The following is a 17,325-nucleotide window of genomic DNA, read 5'->3' on the forward strand; positions in this document are numbered from 1 at the left end:
ATGGCCCAAACCAATGTACTCGTTGTTGAGGACGAGAGCATCGTAAGCAAGGATATTCAGCACAGCCTTAAGAAGTTGGGGTACAATGTGGTGGGTGCCGCAAACACCGGAGAGAACGCGGTAAAACTTGCCGCTGAATATATGCCCGACATCATTTTGATGGATATCATGCTCAAGGGCGAAATGAACGGGATCGAAGCCGCCGAGGCGATCCGAAAGGAGACCAACATCCCTGTCATTTTCTTGACCGCCTATGCTGATGAAAGCACCTTGGCACGAGCTAAAGTGACACAGCCTTACGGTTATATCATAAAGCCGTTCAAGGAGATCGATATTCATACATCGATCGAAATGGCGTTGTATAAGCACAAGAAAGAGGCTGAGGTATTGAAGGAACGCGACCTGTTGTATTCGCTTGTGGAGAACAAGGACAGCAACCGCGATATCATGTTCGTAAAGAGCAACAGCCGGCTTGTAAAACTGAAGACCGGAGATATCTATTTCATCGAGGCGCTGAAGGACTATGTGGTGATCAATACCCTCAATACGCGGTACACCATTCACAGCACCATGAAGGATATCGAATCGAAATTACCGGAAGCTGATTTCATTCGCGTACACCGTAGCTTCATTGTTCGGTTGGATAAGATCACAGCGATCGAGCAACCGAACTTGATCTTGGAGAACGATAAAAAAGTGATCCCGATCGGCGGTAGCTACAAGGACGATCTTGCCAAGCGCTTGAACACGGTGTGATCGTTTTCTGAACCTATTCCGTGCAACCCATTGGTCCTTGATCAGTGGGTTGTTCTTTTAATGGCTGTGCGTGCGATGTACCTTGTACTGTACTGAGGTCGTGGCCTAAAAACCCAATCGTTGGATAGGTCGTTTGCCATACTTGTGTTCTTAAGGTAAAAATGGGAATGCTTGGAAATTATACGTAGATTCGATACGTCTTTAGCAGAATATTGATGATTAAGACTACGCTCTCCCTAATATTGGTTCCGATCTTGGTCTATGGGTTTTTCTTTGGCGACACGCCGGAACCTATTGTGACATCTGCTCCACCTCCTGCGCCCACACAGGGCCGGTTTGAGCAGTACCCACCTTATGCAAAACAGTTTTGGCTGAAGCAACTAAAGACACCCTTACAGACAGGTGAAAACTTAATGGTTCGTGTACGTTATGAAAGCGACAGCATTTTACCTCTTAAGCTGAATATATATATAACGAACTAGGCCAAATTGAGCTGGCGTTAATGGATGATGGCATAGCGCCTGATTCGATTAAGGGAGATAAAAAATATGCGTGTTATATGCACGACAAGATCAATGATGTCATCAGCAGGATCAATAGTGCAGAGCTGGCATTGAAGGCGAAGAATCGCTTTTTAGTATTCACAGGACACGTTGGGCGCGAAGTGAAATATGGTGATTGGCCGCTTTTTGATGTACAAGCATTCAACGCATTCAAGGAGGTTGAAGTCAGTGTCTATCTTAAGGAGGCCCCATTGTGTGACCCACCATTGGAAAAGGAAAAATCATTATTCATAACAGACCTATCGGTTGTTGAGGACGTAGATCGAACTTATAATGTCGCGACAAATAATGGTGACCATCTTGGGGCTTGGACCTTTGGGACACTTATGGCCAACATGGAGAATGGCATGCATGCAGATGGCCTGCGTGGTTTTTTGAATGATTGGATCAAGCAATGGATCACCGACCAATCCGTGAATGGTTACACGGTAAAGGCAAGGAACTTTGCACTTGATAAAATGATCGAACCGTGGATCAGGAAGGTGGATCCGATATCCTTTTTGACCATTACCCCGTCTACATGGGAAGCAATTTGGGATGCCCTGCCAGAAGAGGACATAAGAAAGTTTGCCCCCTTTAAGTTGACAGCAATTGTAAATCGACTGGACCTCCGAGGAAATGCGGGATACACAGCTGAAATGTCCAATATGGGTGAAACCCGATTCATTTTTACACTGATCGACCCAGTGACCGGTTCCATACCGATAAGCCCAAATCAAACGGAATCATTGGAAAACAATGGAGTGGGTCGGTTTGATTGGCGCGGCATGAATGTAATATTCGAGTACGGTAATCCGCAGACCACGCGCTGTCAATTGAAAGACTTTGCACGCGCTTGGTTGAATTTATCAGATCCGGGTTTTTCGTTTGGTAATGCTGCCGCCGACAACCCTTATAAGAATGCGCTACAGGCTATAACAGACGTGGTTACTCTGCCAAATGTTGCTCCGAATAAGATTAATGGTAGCGCGATCAATCGTTTGCGAACGAATGAAAAAGCTTTTGCAACATTTGTTCTTGGACAAACAGCTGAAGAAGCCTGGGAGGAGCAAGACTGGGAATTTCGACAGTTTGAACTGGAGAGTGTCTCGCATTCATTATCACTGGTCCCCTTAACGAACAACCCCGATCATACGGCAAATGACGCACCGAACATTCAAGAAGATTTTTACAGTAACCAACAAGTGAACAATAGTGATTTGATCAATTGGGTTTTCAATGGCCATAGATTCCAGGTGCTAAATGGAAACTTTAATATGCCAACAACTCTATTATCCGGTTCTGGTATAGTCCGAAGAGAAGAAGCCCAATATATTGACCTAGATCGGAATGCAGTTGCCGCCACTGGTGGCTATGATGCTTTACAACCTTCCGAGCAAGCAAAACTGATCCGGCATCAGCTTTCGGTGAATACTTGTGCAGGTTGCCATGCGGGGGAGACTAAAACCGTTTTTACACATGTAAATGCCCTTGCATTTGGTGAGGGGGCTCGGTATTGGCTACCAACGCTTGATGGTGCTAGCGATATTCCGCAAGACCCGCATTTTTATCCTTGGAATTCAGGCGGGCCATTACTCAGCAATGGGCGTAATAACGGCCAAACCTTGGGTGCGGGATATAATTTTACAGTTTCTCAGGATGTTAGGGATCGTAATTTTTTTCAAAGTGTTTCACCATTCTTAATAGGACGCCGGTACGTTCTAAATCTGGGCCAGACAACTGGGACATGGGACGATGACCTGAACAGCGACACCGGGGATGATAACATGAGTGGGTTATTCTATGTCTATGACCCATCGAATGATGGAGATTTCGAGTTTCCTTTTATCAGTGATAGAAGATCGGGATTCAATGATCTTGAACGACGGAAGAATTTGCTTTGTCAGTTTCTGAGCCAGACCTGTACAAACGAGCCACCGGACCCGCTAACAGTGTCAAAACGTATTGATTTGATCCAATTTACGCCACTTCCATTAGCTGCGCATTGAAAATGAAAATAATCTGTATAACAATAACGGGGTTATTGATTTGGGGTGTTCAGGATTCATTGTTGGCGCAAACCTTCTCCTTGAGCGCCCACGAAGTACACCCCATTGCAACCACCTATTTCGAACCAAGTATTGCCGCAGCGCAGGATGGTGGGCTTTATGCGGTTAGCACCCTATTTCAATCAGTGCCACTGATCATAGCTACCGATACGATCGTTACGGAATTCGACCGCTCTGTGTATATGGCGAAGTATGATAGTAACTTGGGATTAGAGTGGATCACGATACTTGCTGAAAATGATTTTAATACTGGAGGTGGGATATTGGTGCCTAGGGTGTACAATGATGATGTTGGGAATATCTATGTGGCCATTAACTTCTATGAAACTCTTTATTTTTTCGGTGACTCAGCTGGGGGTGAAGATTTTTATGGGCTGCAGATCTTAAAGATGGACCCCAACGGAATCTTATTGTGGGCAGAAACGATCGAGCATGCGTGGATAACGGAGAACGGTTTAGTGGTGAATGGATCGGGAGACATTTTTATTACTGCGCGTATGGACCAACAGGTAATTACAATGGGATATACCGATGTCGGTTCATTGATCTGGACCCAAAGCGTATTTGGGTTAGAAGATTTTGAAAAGCCTTGGGGAATTGCGCTCGATGGTAATTCCAACGTATACGTAACGGCATCCATAACAGCATCAAACAATGTATACCTCGACGGGCAACAGGTGATTTTTCAGCCAGAAGCCAATGACGCCTCCTTGTTGATCAAATACGACCCTTCGGGTGTACTGGAATGGTACCGGATCCTTTATGCAATCGAGGCAGAATCGATTGCACTGGCTTTAGCATGTGATGCAAGCAATAACGTGGTGTTGGTTGGTGCCTATACCGATTCATTGCTGTACTTCTCGAACGGTATTTCACCCGTTGGGCAGCAGGAAGCTGGTCGGTCTAGTTCGTTCAATGTAACCTTTAGCGGGGCTGGCGACCGGCTGGGCTTCACTACAACGCCATCATTGGATTACGGCAATGATTATGCTGCAAACATCGCTATTTTGAACGAGAACCGCGTGGTAATAACCATGTTCGAAGAGGCACTGTCCACTGGCAACGACACGCTTATAAGCGCTGGTATTTACGATTTTGCAATCCAGCTAATGGACCCTTACGGGACTTCATTGAGGACAACACACGTAGCGGGTTCATCGTCTTGGGAGAGACCAACCGACTTAGTGACCATGAACGGAGCGATCTATGTAGCCGGTGTTTCTGAAAGCCATAACTTAAGTGTTGATTCAGTGAACATTGCAAATTACAGCGGCGATAAGGCATTCATTCTCAAGCTCACCCAAGACCCCATTGGTATTGCAGAAGAACTGCTTGCCCCAGATCTACACATCTACCCGAACCCGAGCAACGGTAGCTTTACCGTGCATGGACTTACGGCTGTTTCCTCTTACACCATTACCGACCTTGCGGGGCGAACGCTTGCAACGGGGCGAACCAATGCGAACGGGTTAACGGAGATCAGAATGCCTTCGGAAATGCGTGGTGCCTTTTTGATACGCTTCGATCAGCTGGGGCAGCAGATCACACGCAAAGTGATCGTGCAGTAGAAATTGCCGGATTTCCGGTCAACGCCGCTTCCCCTTTTTCTGCTTCTTCTTGTGCTTCGGCGTTGTGGTCTTTGGGCCGCCCTTTTTCTTCGGCTTGCCGTTACGGCGCTCGAACTTTCCGCTGCTGGTGACCATCAGTGGTTCACCGGCCAGGGTCATATCCACTGTCCGGCGTTCCATATTCACGGCGGCAACGGTTACACTCAACTCATCGCCTAAGCTGAATTTGCGTCCGGTGCGTTGTCCCACTACCGCATACTTCTCTTGGTCGAAGCGGAACGTATCACCGGACAGGTTGCCGAGACCGATCAACCCTTCGCATTTATTGTCCTTCAGTTCCACGTAGATCCCCCACGAGGTAAGGCCACTGATGATACCATCGAAGGTCTGCCCAAGGCGCTCCAACAAGAACTCGGCTTGCTTGTATTTTATACTGGCGCGCTCCGCATCGCTGGCTTGCTTTTCCATGCGCGAACTGTGCGCGCAAGCAAGTTCCAAGGCGTCCTGGTCCAACGGTTTATTGCTCTCCAGGTAGTGCGCAATGGCGCGGTGTACCAACAGGTCCGGATAGCGGCGGATCGGGCTGGTGAAGTGCGTATAGAACTCGAACGCTAGACCATAATGCCCTACATTCTCCGTGCTATAAATGGCCTTGCTCATGCTGCGGATGGCCACTTGCTTAATGATGTTCTCTTCTTCAGTTCCGGTCACATCGTGCAACAATTGGTTGATCGCGTGCGCAATGCCTTCGCCCTTGGCTTGGCGCATATCGTGTCCAAAGCTTTTTGCCAACGCCCGTAGTTGATCCACTTTTTCAGGATCGGGTAGATCGTGTATGCGATAGACGAAAGGCATTGGTTTGCCGTGCTTCGGCTTTCCGATCGATGCCGCAACGCGTTTGTTCGCGAGCAACATGAACTCTTCGATCAACCAGTTCGCGGGGCCCATCACCTTTTCATAAACGCCCAAGGGCTTTCCTTTTTCGTCCAGCTTGAATTTTACTTCATTCCCGCCGATCTCCAAGGCACCATTTGCCACCCGTGCTTTGCGCATGATCTGGGCCAACTTGTGTAGGGTAAGGACTTCGCTTTGGTATTCGCCTTCGCCTTTGCCATCGATCACCGCTTGTGCATCCGCATACGCGAATCGGCGGTGAGAACGCATTACCGTGCGCCCGAACCATTCGTTCTTTAGCTCGGCTGCATCGTTGATCTCGAATATCGCGCTGAAGCTGAGCTTGTCCGTATGCGGGTTCAAGGAGCACAGGTCGTTACTGAGTTTTTCAGGTAGCATGGGCACTACGCGATCCACTAAATACACGCTCGTGGCGCGGGTAGCGGCCTCGGTGTCAACGATGGTGTTCGGCCGCACGTAATGGCTTACATCCGCAATGTGTACGCCGATCTCCCAATTGCCGTTGCCCAGTTTCTTAACGCTTAACGCATCATCCAGATCCTTTGCATCATCCGGGTCGATGGTCAGTGTGGGTACTTTGCGCATATCCCTGCGTTTGGCGATCTCCTCTGGAGTAACACCATCCGGGATGGCTGCACTGGCCTCAAGGACGGCATCTGGAAATTCCAATGGCAGGCCGAACTCCGCGAGTATGGCGTGCATTTCCACATTATGCTCACCGGCCTTGCCAAGAATCCTCAGCACTTTGCCCCGCGGCACATCCCGGCTATCCTTCCATTCGCCCAGCTCAATGATCACCTTCTCCCCGGTCTTGGCGCCATTGAGGTCCTGAGGTGGAATAAAGAAGGGTTTGCGGATCTTCTGGTCATCGGCAACCAGGATCGCGCGTCCATCCTTTTGGTGAACGGTTCCTACGTATTCGATACGTCGTCGCTCCAATACCTTAAGCACCTTGCCCTCAATGCGGTTGCCTCGTCCGCCGGAGATCTTAATGAGCACCTTGTCGCCGTGCATTGCCGTGCCCACATTGTGCTCGCTCACATAGATGTCGTCCTTGCCCAGCCCAAGGCGAACGTAGCCCGCTCCGCTGGTAATTATGTCAATGATCCCTTCCACGCTGTCAGTGCTATTTTCTCCGGTCGAAACATATCGCCCTTTTTTACCCGGCTCAATGCGTCCTTCGTCCAATAACAGATCAAGCGCATCAAAGATCAAATACCGTTGATCCTTGTCCTTGTAACCAAGTTGAAGGGCTATTTGCTGGCTTGTAATGCCCGCCCGGCCTGCTTTTCGTACGGCTGCCAGTACGTCGTTTATCAGGGTGCCAGCGGAATAGGATCGTTTGCTCAAAGGGAATGGATGGGCTTAGTTAGTGGATACCATTATCCGTAACGGCTGCAAGGTAAGCGCCTTAAGGTTGATAGCCTCCGGGGTGGCCTGATCAATAACCTTCACTAACGATCGTTGATAACCTGCGGAAGATCACTACATTTGCAGCCCTTTTCCGCCCTTGTGGCTGAAAAAGACCATAGGAACACCAATGCCCGCCGTACAGGAAAGCTCCAAGATCTTCAGTGGTACCGCCACCCGGTACCTCTCTGAGAAGATCGCCGCCGCTAGTGGCGAGCGATTGGGAGAGGTTGCTGTAAGCCGCTTCAGCGATGGCGAATTCCAGCCCAGCTTTGAAGAAACCGTACGCGGTGAACTGGTCTTTATCATACAAAGCACGTTTCCACCCAGCGATAACCTCTTTGAGTTGTTGTTGATGGTTGATGCCGCGCGCCGCGCCAGTGCCAAGAGGATCGTGGCCGTGTTACCTTACTTCGGCTTTGCCCGCCAGGACCGGAAAGACAAGCCACGTGTGAGCATCGGCGCTAAACTGGTGGCCAATATGCTTACTGCCGCAGGCGTTGATCGCATCATGACCATGGACCTGCACGCCGATCAGATCCAAGGATTCTTTGAAGTGCCGGTGGATCATCTGTTCGCTAGCACCTTATTCCTTCCGTACATCAAGGAGATGGGCCTTAAAGACCTGATCATGGCTGCGCCCGATACGGGAGGTACCAAACGCGCCAATGCGTATGCTAAGCACCTGGGCTGCGATATGGCCATTTGCTATAAGCAACGGAAAGTAGCCAACAAGGTCGATAGTATGACCGTGATCGGTGACGTTTCCGGCAAGGACGTGGTATTGGTGGATGATATGGTGGATACCGCTGGTACCCTTACCAAAGCAGCCGATATGATGATCGCCGAAGGTGCGAACAGCGTTCGTGCGGTGTGTACCCATCCGGTTTTGAGCGGCGATGCCTATGAACGTATCGAGGAAAGCGCCATCACCGAACTTATCGTTTCAGATACTATTCCGCTGAATAAAGAGAAGGCGGAAAAGTCCACTAAGATCAAACAAGTTTCTGTTGCTCCACTTTTTGCTGATGTGATCAAACGCGTTAGCACACATGAGAGCATCAGCAGCCACTTCATCATCGCATAACCACTAACCCAATGAACAAAGTAGCACTCAGCGGCACGGCCCGCAAAGAAATCGGCACCAAGTATGCCGCGCAACTGCGTCGTGAGAAACGCGTGCCCTGCGTTCTCTACGGAGGCAAAGAAAATTTTCACTTCAGTGTTGATGAATCCGCTTTGAACAAGCTGGTCTTCACACCGGAACTTAACGGTGTTGAGTTGGATGTTGATGGGAAAAAGACCCTTGCGCTGATCCAAGAGAAACAATTCCATCCCCTTACAGATCGCGTGTTGCACGTGGATTTCGTGGAACTGGATGAGAATAAACCGACCAATGCGGTATTGAGCTTGCGACTTAGCGGCCAGCCGATCGGTGTTCGTAATGGTGGCAAGCTCAATCAGACCATGCGCAAGTTGCGTGTGAAAGGGTTGCCAGCCGACCTACCGATGCACCTGGATCTCGATGTTGCCAAAATGGACATCAACGAGACCGTTCATGTATCTGACCTGAAGTATAAAGGACTAACAGTGATGGAACGCCCGAATGATGTGGTTGTGTCCATCAAGGTGCCTAAGAAGAAAGAAGAGCCTGTTGCAGGAGCGCCTGGAGCTGTAGCGCCCGCCAAAGCCGCAGCGCCGGCAAAGGCAGCAGATACAAAGTAGTCCTAAACCCTTGTGGATTCTTAAATTTGGGGTTGGTCCAGCTTACAACAGGCTGGACCAACTTATTTTGTGGCCGCAAGAGCGCTGGAACGTACGCACGGTCTGCACATCTGCTTGAGATAATAGGAAGTGAATTAGATCACACTAACGTGAAGTACTTGATCATAGGTCTGGGTAATCCTGGCCAGGAATACGCTGATACGCGCCACAATATCGGGTTCCAAGTGTTGGATACACTAGCCAGTGAATTCAACGCCTCCTTTACTTCAGCACGCTATGGTGATGTAACGGAGTTCCGTCATAAAGGCCGCACGTTCATCTTGTTGAAACCGGCAACGTTCATGAACCTTAGCGGGAAAGCTGTTCGTTATTGGATGGATCAGGAGAAACTCACTCCAGAGCGCCTCTTGGTCGTTACCGATGACCTAGCAATTCCGTTCGGTGCAATTCGCTTAAAACCACGTGGTGGTGCAGGTGGGCACAATGGCCTTGCGAGCATTATCGAAGTGCTCGGTTCTGATGAATATCCCCGTTTGCGGTTCGGAATAGGTAGTGAATTTGCGCGCGGCCGCCAAAGCGAATATGTGCTAGGGCCTTGGGACACAGAAGAGCGCAAGACCTTGGATGCGCGAATAGAACTCGCGCGAAAAGCGATCTTACAATTTGGTCTTTTGGGGATCGATCAAGCCATGAACGGGTTCAATAAGCGTTGAGAGGGATAGCATTACGAGTGGACGTGGGTTCACCAACACGCATGTTACATTTGCGCAACTAAACAAACATATTATGCTAAGCAAAAAGATCGAAGGTGCATTGAACGGACAAATTGCAATTGAAGCCATGAGCAGCCAGGCCTATTTAGCCATGGCATCATGGGCCGAGAACCAAGGCCTAAGCGGTACCGCTGCCTTTTTGTACAAGCACAGCGATGAGGAGCGCATGCACATGCTGAAACTCGTGAAGTTCGTGAACGAACGCGGAGGTAAGGCTGTGATCCCGGCATTGAAACAACCCGGTACCAACTTCAAGACCATTACGGAGATCTTCAAAGCGCTATTGGATAGTGAGACCAAGGTTACCAACGAGATCAACGGTGTTGTAGATCTCTGTTTGAAGGAGAAGGACTATACCACACACAACTTCATGCAGTGGTACGTCAGCGAGCAGATCGAAGAGGAAGCCTTAGCACGCACATTGATCGATAAGTTGAACCTGATCGGTAGCGACAAAGGCGGACTGTACCTCTTTGACCGCGATCTTGAGGCTATGCCTGCGGCATCAGCGACGAAATAAAGAGGGTGAACGGTCTTTGGTGAATGGCGCGGCAATACTTACCGTTCACCATTCCTGACTTCTGCCAATTAGTATGACAAGCCAAGATCACTGATGATCAATTTGGTTTCATCAGATATTGGCGACCTCATAATGAACTCTTCCGCGCAACTAAGGCTTGGGCCTTGGTAAGCTGTTGTTGCATGGTGGTTTGGTCTTTTTTGAAGCGCTTGGCCGAGAAGGCGCATACCATATCACCATGTTTTGAGGGTACCCGGACGATAGCGTTGTCCAGCTGACCCAGCTCCTGGCTGATCCGATGAATTAGCGTGGGAGATGAATTGGCCAAGCGAGCGCCGACGATGTAAGACATGCCCGCCTGACGGATTTCATTAAGCACCTTTTCCGACAGCATGGCCGCATCTGCCACCACCACAAGGTCCTTCGTATCTACTCGTGCCATAAAAGCCCGCAATACGGGCAAAATGGTCTTTCCCTCGAAGGTGTTTCCAGCGAATACTTCATAACCCAACGGGAACCCCGTATTGGTGACCAACAGGCCAAGAACGATCTGTGGCTGTTGCGATTTACCGTCCTTGGAAAAACCCGGAATGCGAAGCTCATCAGCCTTAAAACTCTCGAAGTACAACGTGGTGACATCGTAGAGTACCAGTTCCATCGATGCGCCCAGCACATTCTTAGCATAGGTCATTGCAAGCGTTTCCAACGTCTCTTTATGCCGGTTCAGCTTGGGTAAGGCCCGGTACACGGAACGTTGGGAATAACGCCGCGTGAAATACCGTTCCAATAGTTCCATAGCTCGCAGCTTCGAGGACGGTTCCACCAAACGCATATAGGCTAAGTCCAACAGCAGTTCATCCTCTAACGTATCAAGTCCGCATTGTTTGGCGCTACCTTGTAGAACAGCATAAGCAAATGCATGTGAGATACCTATGTAACGCGTAGTGGCCAAGGCCAACGAACGTCGTGTCTCAGTGACAAAGAGCGGCTGCTGTAGCGTTGAACGCCAAATCCATTGCCGCGCACCATCGACCAATGCTGCCACTTCATCAGCGCGATGTCCGCTGCCTATGTGTTTGAGCACTACAACACGACGTCGTTCATAACGTACCACCTGAACAGCAGTGGCACCGGAACCGGTTTTGGTCTTTCGAATTGATGCAGACACCCCGTTAGTATGACAATTCGAGTACAAAGCAAGCGGAAACCCGCGTCATTACACAATGTCATTTTTCAGAAAAACGGCTTGGCAGAAGTCAGGAGAGGGTGAACGGTCTTTGGTGAATGGCGCGGCAATACTTACCGTTCACCATTCACTCATTGCCTTTCGCTTGTTCTCAAAAAGGCCAATCACCACCCAACCGCAACGGTGTTTCCAGCTCAGCTTCGATAAGGCGCTGGCGTAGCTGGTCTTTTGTAAAATGGGCTGGTAGCTCTTTTGTTGCCGCCAATCCATAGACCAGCGCACCGGTAAAGCGCACGTTGTTCACCATGGCTTGCGGATCCACCAAATGGATATCATCGCAACTGCTGTGGTAGCAGCCGTAAACGTGTTTTCCGAGGTCGCTTAAGGGATAAAGTACCGGAACACCGGCCATGAGAAAGGGTTGGTGGTCGCTGTGCAACCACACTTCTTCACTTACCCTTCCTTCGAAGGCTGTGCTATCCATGGCATGCATGGCGGGTAAAAGATCAGCGATCGCAGCGTGCCACCCTTCCGGCCCGGCTACGCCAAATCCTTGTGGGTGACCGCTCATGTCCAGGTTTATCATGCACGTGATCTTATCCAATTCCCCCGTTTCTTGGTAATGCTTTACCAAGGCGCGTGAACCCAATAAACCCTGCTCTTCTCCCATGAATAATACGAAACGAACGGTGCGTTCCGGCTTGAACGGCATTGACTGCATTGCCCGCGCAAGATCGAGTATGGAGTAAGACCCTAGACCATTATCCGTTGCACCGGTGGCCAGGTCCCAGCAATCCAAATGACCACCCACAATGATCACCTCCTCTGGATGTAATGTGCCCTTGATCTCCGCGATCACGTTATTCGCCGTTACCATGGCGCTGGTATTCTTCATGGACAATTTCGCAGTGTAGGTCTTGCCAAGTGCGAGTTGTTCCCGTAGCAGGATCCCGTCTTCCGTGGCAATACACGCGGCGGGTATCGGTATCAAGTTGCCATCGATCGAAGCCGTTCCGGTGAGTAGAATATGCCCTTCTACTTGATTGACAAAGATCACGCCCGCTGCACCTTGTTGCATGGCCAACGACACCTTTTCGCTTCGATGAAGGTTCTTGGCACCTTCTATCGCATTTACCAAGCCTAGGTTCACAAGTACGATCTTGCCTTGGAGTGTTCCGTTCACTGCTTCGATATCCGTTTCCAAGCCGTTGCCGATATCCACAACTGGGGCTTCAATGGCCACATCCAACGGCGTGTTGGCCAGTGATACGGCAGAAAGGTGCAATACACCCTCGCCATCGTTCATTTCCAAGGAAACGCGGTCGCGGCCCCATGCTTGTGCCGAGAAAGGGAACAGCGAAACCGTTTCCAATCCGCACAGGCGGAAAAGACTATCAGCAGTATGTTCGGCCAATGCGCCCTGTGGACTGCCGGTTAGGCGATGACCGATGGCACTTGTACTCCAACTCAACCATTGGTAACCCTGGGCTTCTTGTTGAACTTTTTGATCGAAATAGCTCAGGTCCATTTTCTGAGCAGCCAAGTCAACAGCAGAATGTTGACAGATGGTCCATAACAAGAGCCAACGCAACCCATGGGCAACGGTACTTTGCCGCTTGTAGGAACGGATCGGCACGAGAATGGCAAAGAGGTGCCCCGGGATTACAGTTCGCTTCATGACAGTGGGTCGCATAATTCGTATTATTCTGGTTCTGCCTTTTCTGGTGTGTGCTACGGTGCCACAACAGCAACGGGATGCGGACAAGGATACGACGGCCATCCTTCAGGCCAACTATGTGTACAATATCGCGAAGTTAGTAGAGTGGAAAGAGGGGGAGATGCGCAATGGCAATTTCATCATTGGCGTAATAGGTGGCAATAATCTCTATCAGGAGCTGATCAAGCAATATTCTACTCGCACGATCGGTAAGCAACCCATTGAGGTAAGGAAGTTACCGAACTCACCCGATATCGAACGGTGCCACATCCTTTTTGTAAGCAGGGATAACCTCGCTTTGTTGTCTGATATCTATAAGCGTTTGGCGAATAAGCCCACGATGGTGGTCACTGAATATGCCGGGGCTCTGGATGATGGTGCAGTGATCAACTTTGTGAAAGTGGATAACTTGCTGAAATATGAACTTAGCATGGCCAATGCGCACAAACACGGATTGGTTGTAGGCTCAACCCTGAAGAACTTGGCTCAACGTGTAGAAGAATGAACCGGGTAGCACGCATAACCATAACACTCTTTCTGCTTTTGAGCGGGGTGTTCGTTCATGCTCAGGTGGACTCCTTGGCAGAAGCGTTGCAGAAATACCAAAGCGGTGATCTACCCGCTGCTCGTTCTTTGGTGGATGATGTAGTTAATAGCCCAAGACATGGAACCAACCCGGAAGCCTGGTTGCTCCGTGGTTTTGTTTACAAGGACATTTATAAGGATGCTGGTGTGGGGGCTGAAGCAGATGTTCTGCGCGATGAGGCCATAGGTAGCTTGTTCACTTGTGTTTCCTTGGACAACGTTGGTACCTATACGGAGAATGCCAAGCAGGCGTATGAATTCTTGGCACGTACGTATTTCAATGATGCAGCCCGTGCGTTGAATGATCTTGAGGCGGAAAATGCCGCGAACTTGTTCGACAAATACCGCAGCGCTGTATTGCGCATGGACCCCAAGGCCCCTGTGTTGGCACGCGAGATCGAATTCAAGAATGCGCTGGGCACGGTCTACACCAAGCAATTCATCAAGGACCGCAATCAATTGGACAGGTTCCAGAAAGCAGTAGATACCTATATGGACGTATTGGCCCTTGATCCAGAGAATTACGGCGCTAACTATAATCTGGCCACACTTTACTTCAATCGCGGGGTATTCAACATTCGCGCTATTACGGCTGATGATGAAATTCCAACGATCCTGGAAGTCCAGGTCGCAGCGAAGGAGTTTTTTCAAGCGGCATTGCCATATATGCTGAAGGCACATGATCTGAACCCTAAGCGACGGGAAACGTTGATGGGCTTGGAAGGGATCTATTACAGCCTACAGGAACAAGCAGATGCCGATAGATTCCGGCGGTTGTTCGAAGAGCTGCCACCTGACGGATTCGAAGATTAAGGCCCGATGTCCATGCGAATGACCATTGGCAGGAAGATCGGAATGGGCTTCGGCATATTCATCTTCTTCGCATTGATCGTAGTGATGCTTACTAATCGTACGCTAGGGCGATCCAGGACTATTAATGACCAGATCAACCAGATCTATTCACCCTCGGTTGATGCGCTCGTGCGCCTGCGGAACATGACGGTGAATTCCCAAATGCTGATCAAGCATTGGGCCTTGCTGGAAAGCCGTGCGGATGCGCCGGAGAAAACCGCGTTGTTGAAGATCACCGAACAGGATCTTCCACAGCTTCTGGATCGTGTTGACACGCTTATGGCCAGTTGGGATAAGGATGAGGTGGCCGCCATGAATCAGATCACAACAGAGATGAGCGCTTTATTCGGCTTGCATGATCAGATCAAGGAACTATTGCCTTCGTTGGAAAGTTATAGTGATCCATTCATTCACCTGCAGCGCAATGACATGGCAGAGGAGGGTGGACCACTGGATCAACAAGCAAAACGTGTACTGGATAAGTTGGATGGATTATTGTTAATGCAGGAAGGGAAGCGCAAGGAACTCGGTGGTGGTATGATCCGAAGTTTCGACTCGCTTAAATTCTATGTGCTCTATATGGGGATTGCACTGGTGGTCATAGGCGTTCTGATCGCTGTGATCATTATACGCGGGATCGTTACTCCTGTGCAGCGGTTGCGAACAGTGTTGCTTAGTTTAGGTAGGGGTGTATTCCCAGGGACCAAGGTGCGCACCACCAATGACGAGATCGGTGACATGAGTACTGCACTAACCTCTTTGGTCGATGGCCTTAAGCGGACCACTGATTTTTCCCATGCCGTTGCCGCTGGTGATTTTGAGGCCACATTCGTACCTCTTAGTGAGGACGATATGTTGGGCCATGCTTTGTTGAAAATGCGCGATGAGCTCGGCCAACGTGAACGTGTTCTGGAAATGAAGGTGTTGGAGCGTACCGAAGAAGTAGTGCGTCAGAAGGAGGAGGTCGAAAAGCAGAGCAAGAAAGTAGAAGAACTCTACACCAATGTAACGGACAGCATTAAATATGCTAAACGATTGCAGGAGTCCATTCTTCCTCCAGAAAGACGGATCAAGGAACTTCTTCCGGATTCATTCGTGTATTACAGGCCCAAGGACATCGTAAGTGGTGATTTCTATTGGTTCGAAAAAGTCGCTGATCGGGTCGTATTCGCTGCTGTGGATTGCACAGGTCATGGGGTTCCAGGGGCATTCATGAGCTTGATCGGCCACAATGGATTGAATCAAGCGGTAAAGGACAAGGCCCGAGCCCGCCCATCGGAAATGTTACGCGACCTGAACCGCATTGCTTATGAAGCATTGCACAAGGATCGGGAGGAATATGTAGTGCGTGATGGTATGGATATGGCGCTCTGTAGCTTCGATCCCGAAAAGCGGATCCTTGAATACGCCGGGGCCAACTGCCCGCTTTACTTGGTGCGTGACAATGAGGTGCTTCAGTTCACGCCGGATAAGAGTGCGATCGGTAGTTATGATCTGGAGGGAACCCAATTTACCGATCACCGTATCTCGCTAATGGAAGGCGATATGGTCTACATCTTTTCAGATGGCTATGCCGATCAATTCGGAGGGGATAGGGGTAAGAAATTCCTGTACCGCAGGTTCCGTGAGCTGCTGGTGAGCATTGCCAAGGAGCCTACGCATTTGCAGCGCGATCAATTGCAGGACGCCTTCATGGGATGGCGCGGCAATCACGAACAAGTGGATGACATACTCGTGATCGGAATGCGGGCATAAGCCTTTGTTCTCACAAGAACTACTCCCCCAACTTATTGGAATGACCAACCGGAATTGGTTCCGGTCTCGCGCGGATTCATGCACATTACCGGAATATGTGCTTTGTTCGTTAGGATCTCCTGCTCGTAAGGTAGACCAAGTGCACCGAAGATATTACCCTTGGAAAGGTTCATGATGGTGATCAGATCCGCATCAAGGGCCAATGCATGTTTTACTACGGCCCGAACGAAATCATTGCTGTCCTCTTCGCTAATGGTAGCATCGTGCTCAATGCCGCGTTCATTCAAATAGTGGGTGGCGAACTTGATGTTATTCGCCAATTCCTTGTGCAGGAATTCGTCATCTTCCTTGGGTACGATCAAGTGCACTTTGCTATTGAAGGTTCTGGCCATATCGGCCACGATGGTCAGCTTTTGACGGGTCTCTTTGTGTAGGTCCAACGGTACTACGATCGAGTCATAACCGGTTTCTTTGATCAACCGGTCCTGTACAACGATGAAGGGAACTTCTGAAGAAGTGATGATCCGCAGGATCCGACTGCCAGTGAACATGAGTACACCACGCATACCGTGCGTTCCCATTACGATCAGATTTGCATTGATCTCTGCCGCGGCATCGCCAATATCCTTGTAAATAGAACCAACACGAACGAGCCTATGCGTTGTTACCGCGCCGTTCATTTCCTTTGCTTTTGCTTGCTCTTTTTCAAGTTTTGCGCGTGCTGCCTCAACCTCTTCCTTCTTGTCCACAACATGCAGCAAATACACTTCTGCACCATTGTGCTTGGCTAAATTCAGCGCATGGTTCATCGCAACATCAGAAACAGGCGTAAAATCGGTTGGTATTAGGATCTTGTTCTTCTTGGGGCTCATGTTCAGGTCGATAGGAGTTGCGTGAAAATATTCTTCTGATATACGGTAGGCAAAGTTAAACGCTGAAAGGACTTTTGGTT

At 49.6% G+C, this 17,325-nt stretch carries 14 protein-coding genes; 10 read left to right on the forward strand and 4 right to left on the reverse strand.

Going from position 1 to position 17,325, the window contains the following annotated elements; all coding sequences use genetic code 11:
• The 3 genes from IPF95_04410 to IPF95_04420 all read left to right on the forward strand — a co-directional run bounded on the left by IPF95_04410 (window position 1) and on the right by IPF95_04420 (window position 4,935).
• A complete protein-coding gene (locus tag IPF95_04410) occupies window positions 1-756 on the forward strand; it encodes a response regulator (GenBank protein MBK6473937.1) in 756 nt (251 codons plus the stop codon).
• A 502-nt stretch (window positions 757-1,258) separates the two neighbouring features.
• Window positions 1,259-3,307, forward strand: coding sequence for a hypothetical protein (locus tag IPF95_04415; protein MBK6473938.1), 2,049 nt, complete (start codon window positions 1,259-1,261; stop codon window positions 3,305-3,307).
• A gap of 2 nt (window positions 3,308-3,309) precedes the next feature.
• Complete coding sequence (locus tag IPF95_04420) at window positions 3,310-4,935, forward strand: T9SS type A sorting domain-containing protein (protein MBK6473939.1); 1,626 nt, start codon at window positions 3,310-3,312, stop codon at window positions 4,933-4,935.
• 18 nt (window positions 4,936-4,953) lie between these two features.
• On the opposite strand, the gene rnr is transcribed toward IPF95_04420, so the two are convergent.
• Window positions 4,954-7,155 carry a ribonuclease R gene (gene rnr / locus IPF95_04425; GenBank protein ID MBK6473940.1) on the reverse strand — a complete coding sequence of 734 codons (2,202 nt, stop codon included), beginning with the start codon at window positions 7,153-7,155 and terminating at the stop codon, window positions 4,954-4,956.
• Between the two features lie 235 nt (window positions 7,156-7,390).
• Between rnr and IPF95_04430 the strand changes: the two genes are divergently transcribed.
• The 4 genes from IPF95_04430 to IPF95_04445 all read left to right on the forward strand — a co-directional run bounded on the left by IPF95_04430 (window position 7,391) and on the right by IPF95_04445 (window position 10,278).
• A complete protein-coding gene (locus IPF95_04430; protein MBK6473941.1) occupies window positions 7,391-8,347 on the forward strand; it encodes a ribose-phosphate pyrophosphokinase in 957 nt (318 codons plus the stop codon).
• An 11-nt stretch (window positions 8,348-8,358) separates the two neighbouring features.
• Complete coding sequence (locus IPF95_04435; GenBank protein ID MBK6473942.1) at window positions 8,359-8,985, forward strand: 50S ribosomal protein L25; 627 nt, start codon at window positions 8,359-8,361, stop codon at window positions 8,983-8,985.
• A 149-nt stretch (window positions 8,986-9,134) separates the two neighbouring features.
• Complete coding sequence (locus IPF95_04440) at window positions 9,135-9,698, forward strand: aminoacyl-tRNA hydrolase (GenBank protein ID MBK6473943.1); 564 nt, start codon at window positions 9,135-9,137, stop codon at window positions 9,696-9,698.
• Between the two features lie 73 nt (window positions 9,699-9,771).
• Window positions 9,772-10,278, forward strand: coding sequence for a ferritin (locus IPF95_04445; GenBank protein MBK6473944.1), 507 nt, complete (start codon window positions 9,772-9,774; stop codon window positions 10,276-10,278).
• A gap of 127 nt (window positions 10,279-10,405) precedes the next feature.
• On the opposite strand, the gene IPF95_04450 is transcribed toward IPF95_04445, so the two are convergent.
• Complete coding sequence (locus IPF95_04450; protein MBK6473945.1) at window positions 10,406-11,362, reverse strand: IS1634 family transposase; 957 nt, start codon at window positions 11,360-11,362, stop codon at window positions 10,406-10,408.
• Window positions 11,363-11,615: 253 nt separating this feature from the next.
• The gene (locus IPF95_04455) at window positions 11,616-13,142 is read right to left on the reverse strand and encodes a M20/M25/M40 family metallo-hydrolase (GenBank protein ID MBK6473946.1); all 1,527 of its coding nucleotides are present in this window, start codon (window positions 13,140-13,142) and stop codon (window positions 11,616-11,618) included.
• Between IPF95_04455 and IPF95_04460 the strand changes: the two genes are divergently transcribed.
• From IPF95_04460 to IPF95_04470, 3 genes are read left to right on the forward strand one after another with little or no spacing between them, the layout of a single operon-like run.
• The gene (locus IPF95_04460; protein MBK6473947.1) at window positions 13,141-13,686 is read left to right on the forward strand and encodes a YfiR family protein; all 546 of its coding nucleotides are present in this window, start codon (window positions 13,141-13,143) and stop codon (window positions 13,684-13,686) included. The two genes, IPF95_04455 and IPF95_04460, sit on opposite strands and share 2 nt — an antisense overlap.
• Window positions 13,683-14,579: a hypothetical protein gene (locus tag IPF95_04465; protein ID MBK6473948.1), complete on the forward strand. Its 897-nt coding sequence runs from the start codon at window positions 13,683-13,685 to the stop codon at window positions 14,577-14,579. The genes IPF95_04460 and IPF95_04465 overlap by 4 nt, the downstream gene beginning before the upstream one ends.
• Before the next feature lie 6 nt (window positions 14,580-14,585).
• Window positions 14,586-16,373 (forward strand): SpoIIE family protein phosphatase, encoded by a 1,788-nt coding sequence (locus tag IPF95_04470; GenBank protein MBK6473949.1) that lies wholly within the window; start codon window positions 14,586-14,588, stop codon window positions 16,371-16,373.
• Window positions 16,374-16,405: 32 nt separating this feature from the next.
• On the opposite strand, the gene IPF95_04475 is transcribed toward IPF95_04470, so the two are convergent.
• Window positions 16,406-17,245 carry a universal stress protein gene (locus tag IPF95_04475; GenBank protein MBK6473950.1) on the reverse strand — a complete coding sequence of 280 codons (840 nt, stop codon included), beginning with the start codon at window positions 17,243-17,245 and terminating at the stop codon, window positions 16,406-16,408.
• Between the last annotated feature and the right edge of the window lie 80 nt (window positions 17,246-17,325).

This window comes from Flavobacteriales bacterium (genome assembly GCA_016704485.1).
GTDB lineage: Bacteria > Bacteroidota > Bacteroidia > Flavobacteriales_F > PHOS-HE28 > PHOS-HE28.